We start from the raw sequence: 17,419 nt of genomic DNA, 5'->3' as shown, positions 1-17,419 counted from the left end.
ACAACGATAAATCAAGTAAATCTAGAAATTGTGCAGTCACCGACATTTCAGGATTAACTGAAACGGTTCAGCTTACTGATAATCAGATTACGAGAAATGAGAGAAGATCGCAATAGTAAACAAAGATGGAAGGATAAAAAAAGAGCACATCTGAGAAATTCTTCCCAAAAATGTGCTCTTGTTAACACTTATTGATTATTTAAGTAAAGATTTTGCCTGTGTAACCACATTTTCAACAGTAAAACCGAACTCTTCAAATAGTTCGTTTGCAGGTGCAGATTCACCGAAGCTACGCATACCTACAATCGCACCATCTAAACCAACATACTTGAACCAGTAATCAGCAATACCTGCTTCGATAGCAACACGAGCTTTCACTGATGCTGGTAATACTGCTTCACGGTAATCTGCATCTTGTTTATCAAATGCATCTGTTGCTGGCATAGAAACAACACGTACTTTGCGGCCTTCAGCTGTCAGTTGTTCATAAGCGCTAACCGCTAATTCAACTTCAGAACCTGTTGCGATAAAGATTAATTCTGGAGTACCTGCGCAATCTTTCAGGATGTAACCACCCTTCTCGATATTTGCCAGCTGCTCTGGAGTACGTGGTTGTTGTGCAAGATTTTGACGAGAGAAGATCAGAGCTGTTGGGCCATCTTTACGATCAATTGCATATTTCCATGCAACAGCTGATTCAACTTGGTCACATGGACGCCATGTGCTCACGTTTGGTGTTACACGCAGGCTAGCCATTTGCTCAACAGGTTGGTGAGTTGGACCATCTTCACCCAGACCGATAGAGTCATGAGTATAAACAAAGATACTACGGATCTTCATCAGTGCAGCCATACGTACAGCATTACGTGCATATTCCATAAACATCAGGAAAGTAGCACCGTAAGGAACAAAACCGCCATGTAATGCAATACCGTTCATGATTGCAGACATACCGAATTCACGTACACCATAATGGATGTAGTTACCCGCTTTGTCTTCGTTCAGTGCTTTAGAACCAGACCACATAGTCAGGTTACTTGGTGCTAAGTCCGCAGAACCACCCATAAATTCTGGTAATACTTTACCGAATGCTTCTAATGCATTTTGAGATGCTTTACGGCTTGCAATGCTTGAAGGGTTTTGTTGCAGATTTTCAATAAATGCTTTGGAATCTTTTTCCCAGTTTGCTGGTAATTCACCAGAAATACGACGTTTAAATTCAGCCGCTAATTCAGGGAACTGTGCTGCGTATGCAGCAAATTTAGCATCCCATGCAGCTTCTTTTGCTTTACCCGCTTCTTTTGCATCCCACTCTTTATAGATTTCTTGTGGAATTTCAAATGCGCCGTATTCCCAACCTAACGCTTTACGTGTTTCAGCGATTTCTGCATCACCTAATGGAGAGCCGTGAGAATCAGCAGTACCTGCTTTATGAGGAGAACCAAAACCGATAGTGGTTTTACAAATCAACAGTGAAGGTTTATCTGTGATTTGTTTTGCTGCTTCAACAGCGGCTTTAATGCTTGCTGCATCGTGACCATCAATGCCACTGATGACATGCCAGCCATAAGCGTCGAAACGTTCTGCTGTGTTATCAGTAAACCAACCATGCACTTGACCATCAATAGAAATACCATTGTCATCGTAAAATGCAATCAGTTTACCTAACTGTAATGTTCCCGCTAAAGAACATGCTTCATGAGAGATACCTTCCATCATACAACCATCACCCATAAAGGCGTAGGTGTAGTGGTCAACGATATCATGACCAGGACGGTTAAATTGAGCCGCTAATGTACGTTCTGCAATTGCAAAACCCACTGCGTTTGCAATACCTTGACCTAAAGGACCTGTTGTTGTTTCAACACCAGCGGTGTAACCATATTCTGGGTGACCAGGTGTTTTAGAATGCAATTGACGGAAGTTTTTCAGATCATCTAAAGAAAGATCATAACCAGACAGGTGCAGTAAGCTGTAAATCAGCATTGAAGCATGACCATTAGATAAAACGAAACGGTCACGATCAGCCCAGTTAGGGTTAGTTGGGTTATGATTTAAAAAATCACGCCATAATACTTCTGCAATATCAGCCATACCCATAGGGGCGCCAGGGTGTCCTGATTTAGCTTTTTGCACAGCATCCATACTTAAAAAACGGATCGCATTAGCAAGGGTTTTACGAGTGGTCATTTTCTACTCCAAGTCGGATAAAAAGCATCTAGATAGCTGATTCTCTCAATGCGGGCAAAAAACCGCAATATAAAAAATCCACAAAGGTGGCTATCGTAAATAGCATAAAGCAATAATACTTTGATTTGCACGGCATTTTTTACGATCAAAGCGGAAAATAACATTACACCACCGCATTGTTGCGCAACAAAAAGCAAAAAAGACAATGATTTGCGCAATTGAGAAGCGTGCTATTAAACCTTAGCTTGGTATGACTAATCAAGATAAAATTTCATTGCTGAATTATCCATCAAATCAAATAAATACCGTATTTGTTTTAATTATAACCTAATAACTGACTAAACTTGTTACAAGGACGTAGAATTATAAAGGCTTAAAAAAGATAAAAAGCAGATAATCCACTGATTCAGTAATAAAAATCTTATTTACATCATATATAGCTAAAAGGAAAAATCAGCGTAATGTAAATGTTACTTTTTAATATTAATAACAAAGGATAAAAACAAATTTAATTCTAGTTGTCACTCTAACTGAAAACTCTTTTTAAATAGCTAGCAGTTAAATCACCACTAATTTCTTTTTATAAAAACCTATCGGAAAATGACCTTGATAGTAAATCTGAATGATCTTTTCCCAGTTGTCACCATAATTGAAGTATTTTTCAGTAAGATACTGCCTAAATGCGTAACATATCGCATTTCTTGCTGCAATTTTAAAGTTATGTGCATCGTATTGAAATTGACTATCTGGTACAGGAAACGCTTTTAGACTCTCTATCACGGCTTTACTGACGACTAATCGCATTTCGACCAAATCTTTGGGGTATCCTTGTTTTATATAGAAAGGATCATCTTGTGTGGGAGAAGTTGGCAACCATTCGACACTTAAAGAGGATTCAAAACAAGCTTGAATACTTTGAAAATAGATAATTTTCTTATCATCAATGCTCACCTTCCCCATATTAGAAAAGAAAGGTGTAATGCTGACTTTTTGTTGGATTTCGTTAAAAAAGCTCATGGCTAATAGACTCAATTATTTCTACGTTAACTCTGTCTGATTTCAACATAACATAATGATTATGTTTTTTTAGATAGCATACTTAAACGTAAATAAAATTCCGTATTCATAAATTAATCCTAAATATCCCTAACACTATGATTTGATAGCGTGCAGGTTGTCTTTCACCTATAGCAAATAAACCAAGCAACTGCATATTTTCTTTTTTTGATCCTTGGATATCATACATTACTGATAAACCATCATAGGTATAGCACGTTCCTAGATTTAAGGTGAGTCCTTTAACCTTATTTATTACCTGCTGTTTTACCTCTTCATCTAAGCTGTTTAAGTCTCTTAATTGCTTTACGCTAACTAACATATCTTCATCGTAATAAGGGCATTGAATAAGGTGATTTAGCTGATAAAAATCAGCTTCAAAACCATCATAAACTAGCTCTTTTTTCTTTATATTTTTCATCTTATTCAGGTTTTAATTGATGCCAAAATGAGGTTGTTTGAGATGATGTTAATTTAATAATTCTATCTGGCGAAATATCCGTTAAAAACAGTGTGGTAACTGCACTAAAAAAAACAAAAAAATTCGCTGCAATATGTTCAAAACTATCCATAGATGACTCACTAGTCATTGCAAAAACATTCCCTGTTTGAGTATTTAATAAAATGGTATAAGGATCTGACAATGCAATAACAATGATGTTTTCAGGTCGTTTATCACCAATCCACCATTGAGTAAACTCATTGGGGCTATTTAGCATCAAAAGTCTTTCAAGGTAATCTTCATCACAGCCAAAACTGATATTAAATAATGAGAAATTATCTAAATTATAAAGAGAGGTAAAAGAGGTAAAATCATCAGGAAGAGAGAGTGTTAGCGTCTTTTCTAGCAAACCTAAACCAGTAAGAGGTGTTGTCCTTTTAAAAAGAATTAAATCATTAAAATCTTCCCCTAAAGGAAAAAATTTATCCTCTAGCGCTTTTGTGATTTGGTCGAGAGTTAATAACATAAGAACTGCCTCAAGAATAGTGTTAACTATTAAGATAAGATAGCGTATTAACTGAGGATTGGAATAATTAAGATTTAAAGTTTTTTAGGCTAATAAAGCAAAAAACCCCAGCATAAATGCTGGGGTTTAGAATGTTGGCGGAACGGACGGGACTCGAACCCGCGACCCCCTGCGTGACAGGCAGGTATTCTAACCAACTGAACTACCGCTCCGCGTATCCTTTCGGATGAGGTGAATATTACGAATCTCTTGCCTTGTCGTCAACTGTTTTTCTAACAAAAAGATGCATTTGGATAGTTTTTAATCTCAACTAAACAATTATGCTTTTTTTATATTCAAACGGCCTCATCATTTGATGCAGGACGCCATAAACAATGCCCACCTTTCTTCTCAACTAAGTCTAATCGAGACTCATGCTCAGCAAGCTCTTCTGCGGTGGCTCTTATTACTCTTAATCCTGAAACTGGGCGCTCGATACGCTGAATATCATTTTGCTCTTGTTCGTTACTTGATTCGCCATCCATTGAAAATGCTAATGCTGTTTGTCCACCGGTCATCGCCAAGTAAACATCAGAAAGTATTTCAGCATCCAATAACGCGCCGTGAAGAGTACGTTTAGAGTTATCTATAAAGTATCTATCACATAAGGCATCAAGGTTATTTCGTTTGCCAGGGAATAATGCCCTTGCCATTGCAAGGCTATCGGTAATTTGGCAGAACGTTTCAGTAGGCGGAATATCGCGATTAAGCTTTCTAAACTCATAATCCATAAAGCCGATATCGAACGATGCGTTATGAATGATCAGCTCTGCGCCACGAATATATTCTAAAAACTCGTCAGCAATATCGGCAAAAGAAGGACAATCCTCTAAAAACTCATCACTAATACCGTGAACTTCAAATGCTTCAGGATCTACTAATCTTTCAGGCTTAATATAAACATGGAAATTTCGCCCTGTTAATCGACGATTGATAACCTCTACGGCACCAATTTCAATGATATTATGACCTTCATAATGAACGCCCAGCTTATTCATACCGGTGGTTTCGGTATCAAGTACAATTTGTCGTGTGATTGGAGTGCTCATAATCCGTTTTTATGTCAGACTTAGGGTTAGTTTTTCGTATTAATCAAAAAGGATAAGTCGCCTTTATGCACAAGCAGGTAGAAATATTCACCGATGGTTCATGCTTAGGCAACCCAGGCCCCGGTGGTTATGGCGCTATTTTACGCTATCAACAACATGAAAAAACCCTAAGTGAAGGTTTTTTTATGACCACCAATAACCGAATGGAACTTCTTGCCGCTATCGTAGCATTAGAAACATTAAAATTCCCTTGTAAAATTACACTGACAACAGATAGCCAATATGTCAGGCAGGGTATTACACAGTGGATCCATAGCTGGAAAAAGCGCCAGTGGCGTAAAGCAGACAAAAGCCCTGTGCTTAATGTCGATTTATGGAAACGCTTAGATAGTGCTATTACTCGTCATGAAATCGAATGGCATTGGGTAAAAGGTCATGCAGGTCATGATGAAAATGAACGTTGTGATGAATTAGCAAAAACGGCGGCTCAATCTCCTACACAAGAAGACACAGGCTATATTGAAAGCCAGAAAGTTAAGACAGCCAACGAGTAATGCTTTATGGCTCTGAGTGATTGCGTGTAGCCCCCAAAACTCGGCCTTTTACACTCATGCGAGGCAATGCAAATTTCAACGCGGTAGGTGTTAAAGGAAGCGTTCTTTTGCGAGCGATAATTAAATTTAAACAGCCTCCGGTGTGATAGCGGCTACCATCACGTTTTATTGGTCTTGAAAATGGCATAATCTGGAAATTCTGTTGTGTCATCACTTCGTAATTTAGCACACTAAGCCAATCAATTTGGCGACGAAGTGAAAACATACGACTTGAATAAGGCTGTTTTTGTCGCAAAAGAGGCGTGCATTTACCCAGTCCTAATAAACTAATAGGGTTGAAGCTCGTTAATACTATCCAACCATCATCAATTAAAACACGATCAGCTTCTCTTAATAGCCAATGGGGATCTGCACTATAATCAAGCACATGAGCCATAAGGCAAACATCAACCGATTTATTTTCAAAGGGTAGATAATCCAAAGACGCTATAACATCCGCATTTATTGCATTCGATGTCACATTGACTTGATGTGAAACGATACTTAATTTGGTATCCAGTTCGGCACTGAGTTGACCGAGTTTCAGCAAATGAAAGCCATACATTTTCGGCCACCAGTTTTGTAAACGCAATTCAATCGCCATGCGATAATATTCTCCCCAAGGAATATCACGCCAAGAATCCGGCATTGTAATTGGTTTTACTGAACGCGCTGCTTTCATCGTTTAACCCTTTATATTTTATAAGTAAGGTAACTTATATGGAGCTTATCAGAATTCCTGCTTTATCCGATAACTACATTTGGCTATTAAGTAATGAAAATAGTGAATGTGTGATTGTGGACCCGTCACAGGCCAAACCTGTTATTGAAATGCTCTCACAACGCTCACTAACACCTATCGCGATTTTATTAACCCATCATCATGATGATCATGTTGGTGGTGTTGCTGAACTTGTAAAAAAATATCCTAACATCGACATTTTTGGCCCACAAGAAACACAAAGTAAAGGGGCTGAAAATATTATTCATAATCAAGAGCGCATTATTGTTGGCTCTTTTACTTTTAATGTAATTGGTACGCCGGGCCATACATTGGGTCATGTTGCTTATTATTGCGAACCTTATCTATTTTGTGGCGATACACTTTTTTCTGGTGGTTGTGGTCGTTTATTCGAAGGAACTGCACAACAAATGTTCAGTTCATTACAAAGATTGAGTGCTTTACCTGATAACACATTAATTTGTTGTGCTCATGAATACACCCTATCAAATATGACCTTTGCACATCATATCATGCCAGAAAATGCACTTATTACCGATTATTTAGCCCAAGTTAGTGAAATGCGTAAAAATTTGCAACCTACTGTGCCAATAACACTGAAAAATGAAAAGAATATTAATCTTTTTTTGAAATCTGACGATATTGATTTGCAAAGGATTTTAGGTATAACCACTAATACTTATGCTCCAATTAAGACATTTACAAAATTAAGAGAATTAAAAGACAACTTTTAATTCCTATTGGTTGTTTTATTTTGGCACACTAAGTATCATTTGGTTCAAAAAACACACAGGATGAATTTTTCTATTATGAAGACAAAAGCGATTTTGTTCTCCATATTGTTACTGGCGGGCTGCCAGCAATCTGAGAACATTAAACCTAATTTGTCTGCGAACACACCAATATCAACGAAAGGGACTTCAACTTCTCACCAACCTCAATATGATGTAAAAACCAATTTATGGGGTTATGTGATAAGTGAATTGAAAATGGATCTCCCTGAAAATGAAAGGATCTCGCAGCAAGAATTATATTTTTTAAATAATCCCAAACATATACAGAGCGTTGCTGCTCGTGCAGAGCCTTATATGTATTCGATTATTGATGAAATTGAAAAACGTGAATTACCAATGGAACTTGCACTTGTTCCTGTCGTTGAAAGTGCGTTTAATCCTCATGTTACCTCTTCTGCAAATGCAGCGGGTTTATGGCAATTTGTACCAATAACTGGTAATTACTATGGTTTGGCACAAAATCAGTGGTATGACGGTCGTCGTGATGTCATGGCATCAACTAAAGCAGCTCTTGATTTACTAGAGCGTTTGTATGTCATGTTTGATAGTGATTGGGCACTTGCCCTTGCTGCTTATAACGCTGGTGAAGGTCGTGTTATGCAAGCAATAAAGGCAAATGAGAGTCAAAACTTACCAACAGACTATTGGTCGCTTTCTTTACCTAAAGAAACGATGAATTACGTGCCGAAAATTCTCGCTTTAAGCAAAGTTATTCGTGAAAACGAACAAGATATTACTTTTCCAAAAAGTAACTATCGCGATAAAGCATTAGCCTCATTTGATGTCGGTGAGCAAATCACGTTAAATAAAGTCGCTGAATTAAGTCAGTTACCTATTAATACCGTGAAAGACTATAACCCAGGCTATAAACGTGGAATAACTGCACCGAATGGCCCTCATGTCATTATGTTGCCTCGCAATAAGCTTGACCAATTCCGTAACGCTTTTGAAGATGAAGCTGTATTAGAAACTATTCGCTTGGCTGTCGCCAAAACGAATCAATCTATTAAGCAAGAAAGCGTTTATAAGGTTCGTTCAGGGGATTCGTTTTACGCTATTGCTCGCCGCTATAATATGAGTATCAAAGACTTACAGCGTATTAATGGGTTAAATGCAAAGAGCACATTACTGGTTGGTCAGACATTAAAAATTCATAATGCAGGTAGTGTCAGTAGCACCACGACAACGAAACCAACAAAACCTTCACCAAGCTACTATAAAGTACGCCAAGGTGATTCTTATTACAGTATTGCCCGTCGCCACGGCATTAACCTGAAACAGTTAATGAGCTGGAACGCTGACATTAAAATGTTAAAACCGGGTACTCAATTAACACTGTATATAAAATAGTTTTCTGCACTTTAGTTTCTTCAAAGCCATCAATATATTTAATGCCTTAGAGGTGATAAATAGAGATGGCTTTTTTCTTTCTTCTCAATGAGTAGTCCCTTTCAAGAAAATCGTATCTTTCTATTCTTCCCTTTCTTCCCTTCCTTCTATTTAATTTCGTTTGAATACCCTCTTTATTATTCAAAATAATAGGCAATAAAAAAGCGCCTGATATTTTATTATCAAGCGCTTCGTTTTTATCTCTATTTGGTTAATTTAGCGTACTAACTTATAGCCAGAAGAACCAAGCAAACAGAGAGATAACTAAGATACACACTAAGTTCAGTACACCACCGACACGTACCATCTCTGTCTGTTTGATGTAACCAGAACCAAAGACAATCGCATTTGGCGGGGTTGCAACAGGTAGCATGAACGCACAAGATGCACCGATACCGATAATCATAGTTAACGCCATTACTGGCATGCCTAATGCTTGTGCAACCGTTGCAAAGATTGGTACTAATAACGCCGCACTCGCTGTATTACTGGTAAATTCAGTTAATACGATGATAAAGGTTGTTACTGCAAGGATAATCACGAACCAGTGGCTTGCACCGAAGGTTTCTTTCATGAAATCTGCCATCACAAGGCTTGCACCAGAAGACTGTAAAATAGCGCTCAGTGTTAAACCACCACCGAACAGCATTAATACGCCCCACTCTGTGTTCTCTTGGATTTGGCTCCAGCTTGCTACACCTGTTACACCGATAACAATTGCTGCACTGACTGCAATGACGGTATCTAAATCTTTTACACCACCAAAAGCACTGCTGATGAAAGAACTGAAGATCCAACATACTACAGTAACTAAGAAGATGATCATGGTAATAACACGTTTGTTATTCCACTCTAACACTTCTAATTTCAGATCAAATTTATGTTTTAAGTTAGGACGCAACATCAGGTACATCACAATAAACATGATAGGTAATAACACCACCATGATTGGAATACCGTACTTCATCCATGTAATAAAATCTAAGTTCAGCTGAGCCGCTGCAATCGCATTAGGTGGGCTACCAACCAACGTACCTAAACCACCGATACTTGCACTATAAGCAACACCTAATAATACGAATACAAAGGTATTACGCTCTGAACGAATATCTAGGTTGGAGAGGATACCTAATACTAAAGGTAACATCATCGCGGCTGTTGCTGTGTTACTGATCCACATTGAGAGTAATGCAGTAACACCAAATAACAGCAATACAGCAATTGAAAGTTTACCTTTTGCAATCATCAGCAAGCGGTTAGCAATTAAGCGATCTAGACCTTGAATGTGAAGCGCTGTCGCTAATGCAAAGCCACCGAAGAATAAGAAAATGATGGGGTTCGCAAATGATTTTAATGACTCATTGGTATTCATTAGCCCAAGCACAACGGCTAAAATAGGTATAAATAATGCCGTTATCGTGACGTGAATAGCTTCTGTCAGCCATAACACTCCCACAAACACCATTAATGCTAAACCTGCATTGGCCTTTGGATCATAAGGTAAAAATTCTAGCAAAAGTAATAATAAAACTACATCGATTGCCAGAATGATTAACCCTCGTTTATTTATCGGGCTCGACTTCGCCGATGGGGCTAAATTGGACGCGTCCATGATAATACTCCACATTAGCTGATATGAACATTAGGTTCACTAAGCCATAATTGTTAACGAAATAGGTTATATGTGAAATATAAAAACATTTCTCGTCATTGAAAATGCGCAAAACTAATAATTGGGATCTCATCCACGAGAATTAACCAATTTATTAATAAAAGAGTAATAATTGAACACTATTTCCTCTTACACATCACACTTTTTCAAAGATGTTAAGAATAAATATTCTGTTTTTTCTGAAAAAAAATTAAAAAAAAGGGGAGAACTCAAGGCTCTCCCCTTTCCAATAAATAAGACTTTCTAATCAAAGGTGCAAGATTATGCTTGGCCTTTAACTTCTTTCAGACCGTTGAAAGGTGCTTTGTTACCTAATGCTTCTTCGATACGGATCAGTTGATTGTATTTAGCAACACGGTCAGAACGGCTCATAGAACCTGTTTTGATTTGGCCTGCTGCTGTACCAACTGCTAAGTCAGCGATAGTTGCATCTTCTGTTTCACCAGAACGGTGAGAGATAACAGCTGTGTAGCCTGCATCTTTCGCCATTTTGATTGCTGCTAAAGTTTCTGTCAGTGAACCGATTTGGTTGAATTTGATCAGAATTGAGTTAGCGATGCCTTTGTCGATACCTTCTTTCAGGATCTTAGTGTTAGTTACAAACAGGTCGTCACCAACCAGTTGGATTTTGTCACCAAGAACTTTAGTTTGGTATGCGAAACCATCCCAGTCAGATTCGTTTAAACCATCTTCGATAGAAACGATTGGGTATTGTTTAGTCAGTTCTTCTAAGTAATGAGTGAACTCTTGTGAAGTGAAGGTTTTGCCTTCGCCTTTCAGTTCGTAGTTACCCGTTTCATTGTTGTAGAACTCAGAAGCTGCACAGTCCATAGCCAGAGTAACGTCTTTACCTAAAACGTAACCAGCTTTCTCAACTGCTTCTTTGATAGCTGCTAATGCAGCAGCGTTAGATTCTAAGTTTGGTGCATAACCACCTTCGTCACCAACTGCAGTGTTCATACCTTTTGCTTTCAGCACTTTTGCTAAGTGATGGAAGATTTCTGAACCCATACGCACTGCTTCTTTCAGAGTAGGCGCACCAACTGGTTGGATCATGAATTCTTGAATATCAACGTTGTTATCTGCATGCTCACCACCATTGATGATGTTCATCATTGGCAGAGGCATAGAATATTGACCGTGAGTACCGTTCAGATCAGAAATGTGCTCATACAAAGGCATACCTTTCGCAGCAGCTGCTGCTTTTGCGTTTGCTAAAGAAACCGCTAGGATTGCGTTTGCACCAAAGTTTGATTTGTTTTCAGTACCGTCTAAATCGATCATGATTTTATCGATGTTAGCTTGGTCTTTTGCATCCTGGCCAAGGATCGCTTTAGCGATTGGACCATTAACAGCTGAAACTGCTTTCAGAACACCTTTACCTAAGAAACGTGATTTATCACCATCACGTAATTCTAAAGCTTCGCGAGAACCTGTTGATGCGCCTGATGGAGCAGCTGCCATACCAACAAAACCACCTTCTAAGTGTACTTCTGCTTCAACTGTTGGGTTGCCACGAGAATCAATAATTTCACGACCAAGTACTTTAACGATTTTGGACATTCGGTTTTCCTCTGTACAAGTTAAATTTCCGAGAAGAGATACCCTATCTCTTCTCATATATCCTATTTCAGCAGGCCTTTTTGGTTATCAAAGGCTGCTTTCACAAAGCCTGCAAATAACGGATGGCCGTCACGCGGCGTTGAGGTAAACTCTGGGTGGAACTGACAAGCAACAAACCAAGGATGGTTTGGATTTTCAATAATTTCCACCAGTTTGTTATCTACTGAACGACCTGCAATACGTAAACCCGCATCTTCGATACGTTTTAATAGTAGGTTATTTACTTCATAACGGTGACGATGGCGCTCTGTAATGGTGTTTTTGCCATACAGTGTACGAACTAAGCTATCACCACTTAAATGGCAAGGCTGAGCACCAAGGCGCATCGTGCCACCTAAATCACTTTCATCTGAACGCACTTCAATGTTGCCATTTTCATCGCGCCATTCAGTAATTAATGCGATAACTGGATATTTGCAATCTGGTGCAAATTCAGTAGAGTTTGCGCCTTCCATACCAACGACATTACGTGCAAACTCAATCATAGCAACCTGCATACCTAAGCAAATACCTAAGTAAGGGATTTTATTTTCACGCGCATATTGAGCAGCCATAATCTTGCCCTCAACACCACGTTCACCAAAACCACCTGGTACTAAGATTGCATCTAACCCTTTAAGCATTTCTACGCCACGGGTTTCAACGTCTTGTGAATCAATTAATTTGATATTTACAGTAACACGGCTTTTGAAACCACCATGTTTTAATGCTTCAATCACTGATTTATAGGCATCTGGTAATTCAACATATTTACCAACCATACCAATGGTTACTTCGCCTTCAGGATTAGCTTCTTCGTAAATAACTTGTTCCCACTCTGCAAGATTTGCAACTGGGCAATCCAAGCTGAATCGTTTACAGATATAATCATCTAATCCCTGTGATTTCAATAGTGCAGGGATTTTATAAATGGAATCGACGTCTTTTAATGAAATAACCGCTTTCTCTGGCACATTACAGAACAGTGCAATTTTGGCACGTTCGTTTGCAGGAATAACGCGGTCTGAACGGCAAATCAACGCATCAGGCTGAATACCGATCGACAGTAATTCTTTTACAGAATGCTGAGTTGGTTTGGTTTTCACTTCACCAGAAGCGGCTAAATAAGGCACCAATGTTAAATGCAGATAGAATGTGTGCTCACGGCCCACTTCTGCTGCCATTTGGCGAATCGCTTCTAAGAATGGTAAAGATTCGATATCACCAACTGTCCCGCCGACTTCAACTAAAACGACATCATGGCCTTCACCGCCACGGATGATGCGTTCTTTGATTTCATTAGTGATATGAGGAATAACTTGAATTGTAGCCCCAAGATAGTCACCACGGCGCTCTTTGCGTAATACTTCAGAGTATACGCGACCTGTCGTGAAGTTATTACGACGAGTCATTTTCGTGCGAATGAAGCGCTCATAGTGTCCTAAGTCGAGATCAGTTTCAGCACCATCGTCAGTGACGAAGACTTCCCCGTGCTGAATTGGGCTCATAGTACCTGGATCGACGTTAATATACGGATCCAACTTCATCATGGTGACATTGAGTCCACGGGCTTCGAGTATAGCCGCCAGAGAGGCTGCGGCAATGCCTTTACCCAGAGAGGATACGACCCCGCCGGTCACAAAAATATAATTCGTTTTCATGCTGAACCTGAAAGTTTAGGTGTATTAGGATGATGGATATAACTGGACGGGAACACAGTATACCCGAACCTTATTTTCGCTACAAACATTCTTAGTAGTATAAAGTTCTTTTTCATCACGCCACTTATCCGTTTAAACACGAAAAAACAGTAAAAATTCAATAAACTAAACCCGTGAAAATATTTATCAAGCATTTTAGCTTAATCCTTTCAGCTAAGATACCACTTTTAGAAAAGAGATGCTTTATTTTTTTCACGATATTAAGTGTAGCAGGTTTATAGCGAGATCTTTTGCTTATGATCATGCTTTTAATTTTTTTGAGGTTAATCACATTTTTAATGCAATAAAATGTAACTGCGATATTTAAAATCATCTAAAAACAAAAAAACGAAATTACCTTTTATAATTTCGCTTTTTATCAATTTTTATAAAAACAACTGAAAAAACGAGATGTTACAGGCTATTTTTATCGCATTTTATGTCATGTTGGCGCTAATTTGCGTGTCACAATTCACTCAATCTGTTGTTTCTTTGCTTTCTGCCAACAGATCTCCATCTCTTCCAATGAAGCATTTTCTATGCCTACGCCCTCTTCTGAGAGCATTTTTTCAACAAGGCGAAAGCGTTGTTCAAATTTGCGGCATGCTCGATTTAATGCTTGCTCTGGTTTTTGTTTTAGATGTCGGGATAAATTTACAACTGAAAATAGTAAATCACCCAATTCATCTTCAATTTTAGACGCATCTTGAGGTGTTTTTTTCACTTCAGCCATCACTTCATCTATTTCCTCAAACACTTTACCTAAAACAGGTTCAAGTTCATTCCAATCAAATCCGACAGAAGCACATCGTTTCTGAATTTTTTCTGCTTTCATCAAAGCGGGTAATGTGGCGGGAATATCATCTAATAATGAAAATTGTGCTTTTGCTTCACGCTCTTGTGCTTTCAGTTTTTCCCAGCGATGTTTTTCCGTTGATAAATTATTTTCGCTTTCAGAGGCAAAGATATGAGGATGTCGACGTTCTAGCTTATTACTAATAGCTTCACAAACATCATTAAAATCAAATAACTTTTGCTCTTGCGCCATTCGTGAATAAAAAACAACTTGATAAAGCAAATCGCCTAACTCTTCTTTTAAATCAGCAAAATCTTTACGAGCAATAGCATCTAACACCTCATACGTTTCTTCTAAGGTATAAGGCGCGATAGTGTCAAAAGTCTGCACTTTATCCCATTCACATCCAGTATTAGGATCACGTAACTGCGCCATAATTTCTAATAAACGAAAGATTTCACGATTTTCTGACATCACATTGCCTTTTAAATAAGAGTGAGCTTTATCCTGTTTAATACATTTTTAGATAAAAAAATGCCGAGAACAGTTGTCTCGGCATCTTATCATTTTAATGTTTTAGTGAGAAAAGCGTTTCGCCTCTATCACATCAGGCAACTGATTAAGTTTTGCCAAAATACGACCTAATACTTGGAGATTATAAATCTCAATATTCATATCGATTGTCGCAATTTGTTGCTTCACATCACTACGGCTACTGACACCTAGTACATTGACTTTTTCATTCGCTAAAATAGTGGTGATATCACGCAATAATCCACTACGATCATTAGCAACAACACGAACAACTAATGAATAACCACTAGAGTAATTCTCTCCCCATACCGCATCAACGATACGTTCTGGTGCATGAGAAAGCAGTTCAGCTAGTTGCTCACAGTCAGCGCGGTGAATAGAAATACCACGACCTTTAGTGATAAAGCCGACAATATTGTCACCCGGAATAGGCTGGCAACAACGTGCAATATGATGCATTAAGTTACCTACGCCTTCGACAACAATGCTTCCACCTGATCCTGTGGCTCTTGGTGCTGGCGTTTTGTTTTCGAGTGTCCGCAGAGCTTCTTTATCTTCATCTTCCGCAGTGGCTTTATTCAATCTACTTTGAATAAAATTCACCAACTGGTTGATTCGAATATCACCAACACCAATACCTGCTAATACTTCATCAACACTATGCACGTTATAACGTGCAATCAGCAGTTTTTCTGCTTCTTTCATGTTGATATCCATATGCGCCAATTCGTTATCTAAAATCTGGCGTCCAGCAAGAATATTTTTATCGCGATCTTGCTTACGGAACCAGTTATGAATTTTCGCACGCCCACGACTTGTGGTGACATAACCTAAGTTGGGATTTAACCAATCACGACTTGGATTAGGATGTTTTTGCGTGATAATTTCAATTTGGTCCCCCATCTGTAATTGATAGCTAAACGGCACAATACGCCCGCCAATTTTCGCCCCAATGCAACGGTGTCCCACATCACTATGAATATGATAAGCAAAATCAAGTGGTGTTGATCCCGCTGGTAAATCAACTACATCACCTTTTGGTGTAAAGACATAAACTCGATCATCAAAAACTTGGCTACGGACTTCATCCAGCATTTCGCCAGAATCCGCCATCTCTTCTTGCCATGCAATCAGTTTACGTAACCATGCAATGCGGTTTTCATAACTGCCTGTACCGCCTTTCGTTGCCGCTCCAGTTGCACCTTCTTTATATTTCCAGTGCGCTGCCACACCCAATTCGGCATCTTCATGCATTTGACGAGTACGAATTTGGATCTCAACCGTTTTGCCTTCGGGCCCTAATACAACTGTATGAATAGATTGATAGCCATTCGGTTTTGGATTTGCAACATAATCATCGAACTCATCAGGTAAATGACGAAAATGAGTATGCACAATCCCTAATGCCGCATAGCAGTCTTGAAGGCGTTCAACAACGATACGTACCGCCCTCACATCAAATAACTCATCAAATGCGAGATTCTTTTTCTTCATCTTGCGCCAGATGCTATAGATATGTTTAGGGCGTCCATAGATATCTACATCAACATTCTCTTCTTTCATATAACCACGTACTGTACTGACAAAATTATCAATGTACTGTTCGCGATCGATACGACGCTCATGAAGCAAGCTTGCTATTTTTTTGTATTCATCAGGATGAAGATAGCGGAAACAAAAATCTTCTAATTCCCATTTTAATTGACCAATACCCAATCGGTTGGCTAATGGTGCATAAATATTAAAACACTCTTTAGCAGCCAGCACGCGCTCATCTTCTGTGGCATCTTTCACTTCACGTAAATGGGCAATACGTTCTGAAAGTTTAATGACCACACAACGGAAATCTTCCACCATAGATAACAGCATGCGACGCACGTTATCTACCTGAACCGAACTTGTTTCATTAGTGTGTGTCGCTTTTAATTGGCGTATGGCATCCATCTCCATAACACCACGCACTAAGCTCCAAATAGCATCACCAAAGTGTTCAGTAACAATTTCCTGATCAATAAGATTTTCTTCAGCAAGTGGGAAAAGAAGCGCTGCCCTCATGCTGTCTTTATCCATGCTTAGTGTCGAAAGAAGCTCAACCATTTCAACACCACGCCACAATAACAGTTCGGCATCTTCACGCCCTTGAACAGTACGATGGCAGTATTCCCAGGTTTGCATGATTTCACTACCCGCATTGACATGGGTTAAGTTCAAGCTATTGACCCATTTATCAACAGCAAACTCTCCTGCAGGTGTTAAGTGAGCACTTCTTACTGCAACCATATTCTCTCCCTACAC

14 protein-coding genes and 1 tRNA gene are annotated in these 17,419 nt (G+C 38.9%); 3 read left to right on the top strand and 12 right to left on the bottom strand.

Annotated elements, in window-relative coordinates:
* Positions 1 to 195 precede the first annotated feature (195 nt).
* The 6 genes from tkt to dnaQ all read right to left on the bottom strand — a co-directional run bounded on the left by tkt (position 196) and on the right by dnaQ (position 5,302).
* Positions 196 to 2,190, bottom strand: a complete 1,995-nt coding sequence (gene tkt / locus C0T34_RS13915; RefSeq protein WP_098940986.1) for a transketolase — start codon at positions 2,188 to 2,190, stop codon at positions 196 to 198.
* A 558-nt stretch (positions 2,191 to 2,748) separates the two neighbouring features.
* Entirely contained in the window at positions 2,749 to 3,207 is a 459-nt protein-coding gene (locus C0T34_RS13910; RefSeq protein WP_109850334.1) for a hypothetical protein, read from the bottom strand.
* Between the two features lie 106 nt (positions 3,208 to 3,313).
* Positions 3,314 to 3,667, bottom strand: coding sequence for a hypothetical protein (locus tag C0T34_RS13905; protein ID WP_109850333.1), 354 nt, complete (start codon positions 3,665 to 3,667; stop codon positions 3,314 to 3,316).
* Between the two features lies 1 nt (position 3,668).
* Positions 3,669 to 4,214 (bottom strand): nuclease, encoded by a 546-nt coding sequence (locus C0T34_RS13900; RefSeq protein WP_109850332.1) that lies wholly within the window; start codon positions 4,212 to 4,214, stop codon positions 3,669 to 3,671.
* A 135-nt stretch (positions 4,215 to 4,349) separates the two neighbouring features.
* Positions 4,350 to 4,426 (bottom strand) — tRNA-Asp (locus C0T34_RS13895).
* A gap of 123 nt (positions 4,427 to 4,549) precedes the next feature.
* Complete coding sequence (gene dnaQ / locus C0T34_RS13890; protein WP_075673397.1) at positions 4,550 to 5,302, bottom strand: DNA polymerase III subunit epsilon; 753 nt, start codon at positions 5,300 to 5,302, stop codon at positions 4,550 to 4,552.
* Between the two features lie 65 nt (positions 5,303 to 5,367).
* Here dnaQ and rnhA point away from each other — a divergent pair, with 65 nt between their 5' ends.
* A complete protein-coding gene (gene rnhA / locus C0T34_RS13885) occupies positions 5,368 to 5,856 on the top strand; it encodes a ribonuclease HI (RefSeq protein ID WP_098940990.1) in 489 nt (162 codons plus the stop codon).
* A 4-nt stretch (positions 5,857 to 5,860) separates the two neighbouring features.
* Here the strand turns inward: rnhA and C0T34_RS13880 are convergent, their stop codons facing one another.
* The gene (locus C0T34_RS13880; protein WP_075673395.1) at positions 5,861 to 6,577 is read right to left on the bottom strand and encodes a methyltransferase domain-containing protein; all 717 of its coding nucleotides are present in this window, start codon (positions 6,575 to 6,577) and stop codon (positions 5,861 to 5,863) included.
* Positions 6,578 to 6,615: 38 nt separating this feature from the next.
* Between C0T34_RS13880 and gloB the strand changes: the two genes are divergently transcribed.
* Positions 6,616 to 7,371: a hydroxyacylglutathione hydrolase gene (gloB, locus tag C0T34_RS13875; RefSeq protein ID WP_098940991.1), complete on the top strand. Its 756-nt coding sequence runs from the start codon at positions 6,616 to 6,618 to the stop codon at positions 7,369 to 7,371.
* 75 nt (positions 7,372 to 7,446) lie between these two features.
* Positions 7,447 to 8,781: a murein transglycosylase D gene (gene mltD, locus C0T34_RS13870; RefSeq protein WP_098940992.1), complete on the top strand. Its 1,335-nt coding sequence runs from the start codon at positions 7,447 to 7,449 to the stop codon at positions 8,779 to 8,781.
* Between the two features lie 268 nt (positions 8,782 to 9,049).
* Here the strand turns inward: mltD and C0T34_RS13865 are convergent, their stop codons facing one another.
* From C0T34_RS13865 to relA, 5 genes are all read right to left on the bottom strand, one after another.
* On the bottom strand, positions 9,050 to 10,432 hold the full coding sequence (locus C0T34_RS13865) for a DASS family sodium-coupled anion symporter (protein ID WP_088493586.1): 1,383 nt from the start codon (positions 10,430 to 10,432) through the stop codon (positions 9,050 to 9,052).
* Between the two features lie 321 nt (positions 10,433 to 10,753).
* Positions 10,754 to 12,055, bottom strand: coding sequence for a phosphopyruvate hydratase (gene eno / locus C0T34_RS13860; RefSeq protein ID WP_075673392.1), 1,302 nt, complete (start codon positions 12,053 to 12,055; stop codon positions 10,754 to 10,756).
* Positions 12,056 to 12,117: 62 nt separating this feature from the next.
* On the bottom strand, positions 12,118 to 13,755 hold the full coding sequence (pyrG, locus tag C0T34_RS13855; protein ID WP_075673391.1) for a CTP synthase (glutamine hydrolyzing): 1,638 nt from the start codon (positions 13,753 to 13,755) through the stop codon (positions 12,118 to 12,120).
* A 511-nt stretch (positions 13,756 to 14,266) separates the two neighbouring features.
* Entirely contained in the window at positions 14,267 to 15,064 is a 798-nt protein-coding gene (mazG, locus tag C0T34_RS13845; RefSeq protein ID WP_109850331.1) for a nucleoside triphosphate pyrophosphohydrolase, read from the bottom strand.
* A gap of 102 nt (positions 15,065 to 15,166) precedes the next feature.
* The gene (gene relA / locus C0T34_RS13840) at positions 15,167 to 17,404 is read right to left on the bottom strand and encodes a GTP diphosphokinase (RefSeq protein ID WP_098940995.1); all 2,238 of its coding nucleotides are present in this window, start codon (positions 17,402 to 17,404) and stop codon (positions 15,167 to 15,169) included.
* Positions 17,405 to 17,419 lie beyond the last annotated feature (15 nt).

Source organism: Proteus sp. CA142267 (assembly GCF_003336825.1).
Classification (GTDB): domain Bacteria; phylum Pseudomonadota; class Gammaproteobacteria; order Enterobacterales; family Enterobacteriaceae; genus Proteus; species Proteus terrae.
This window is presented reverse-complemented; position numbering and strand designations above follow the sequence as displayed.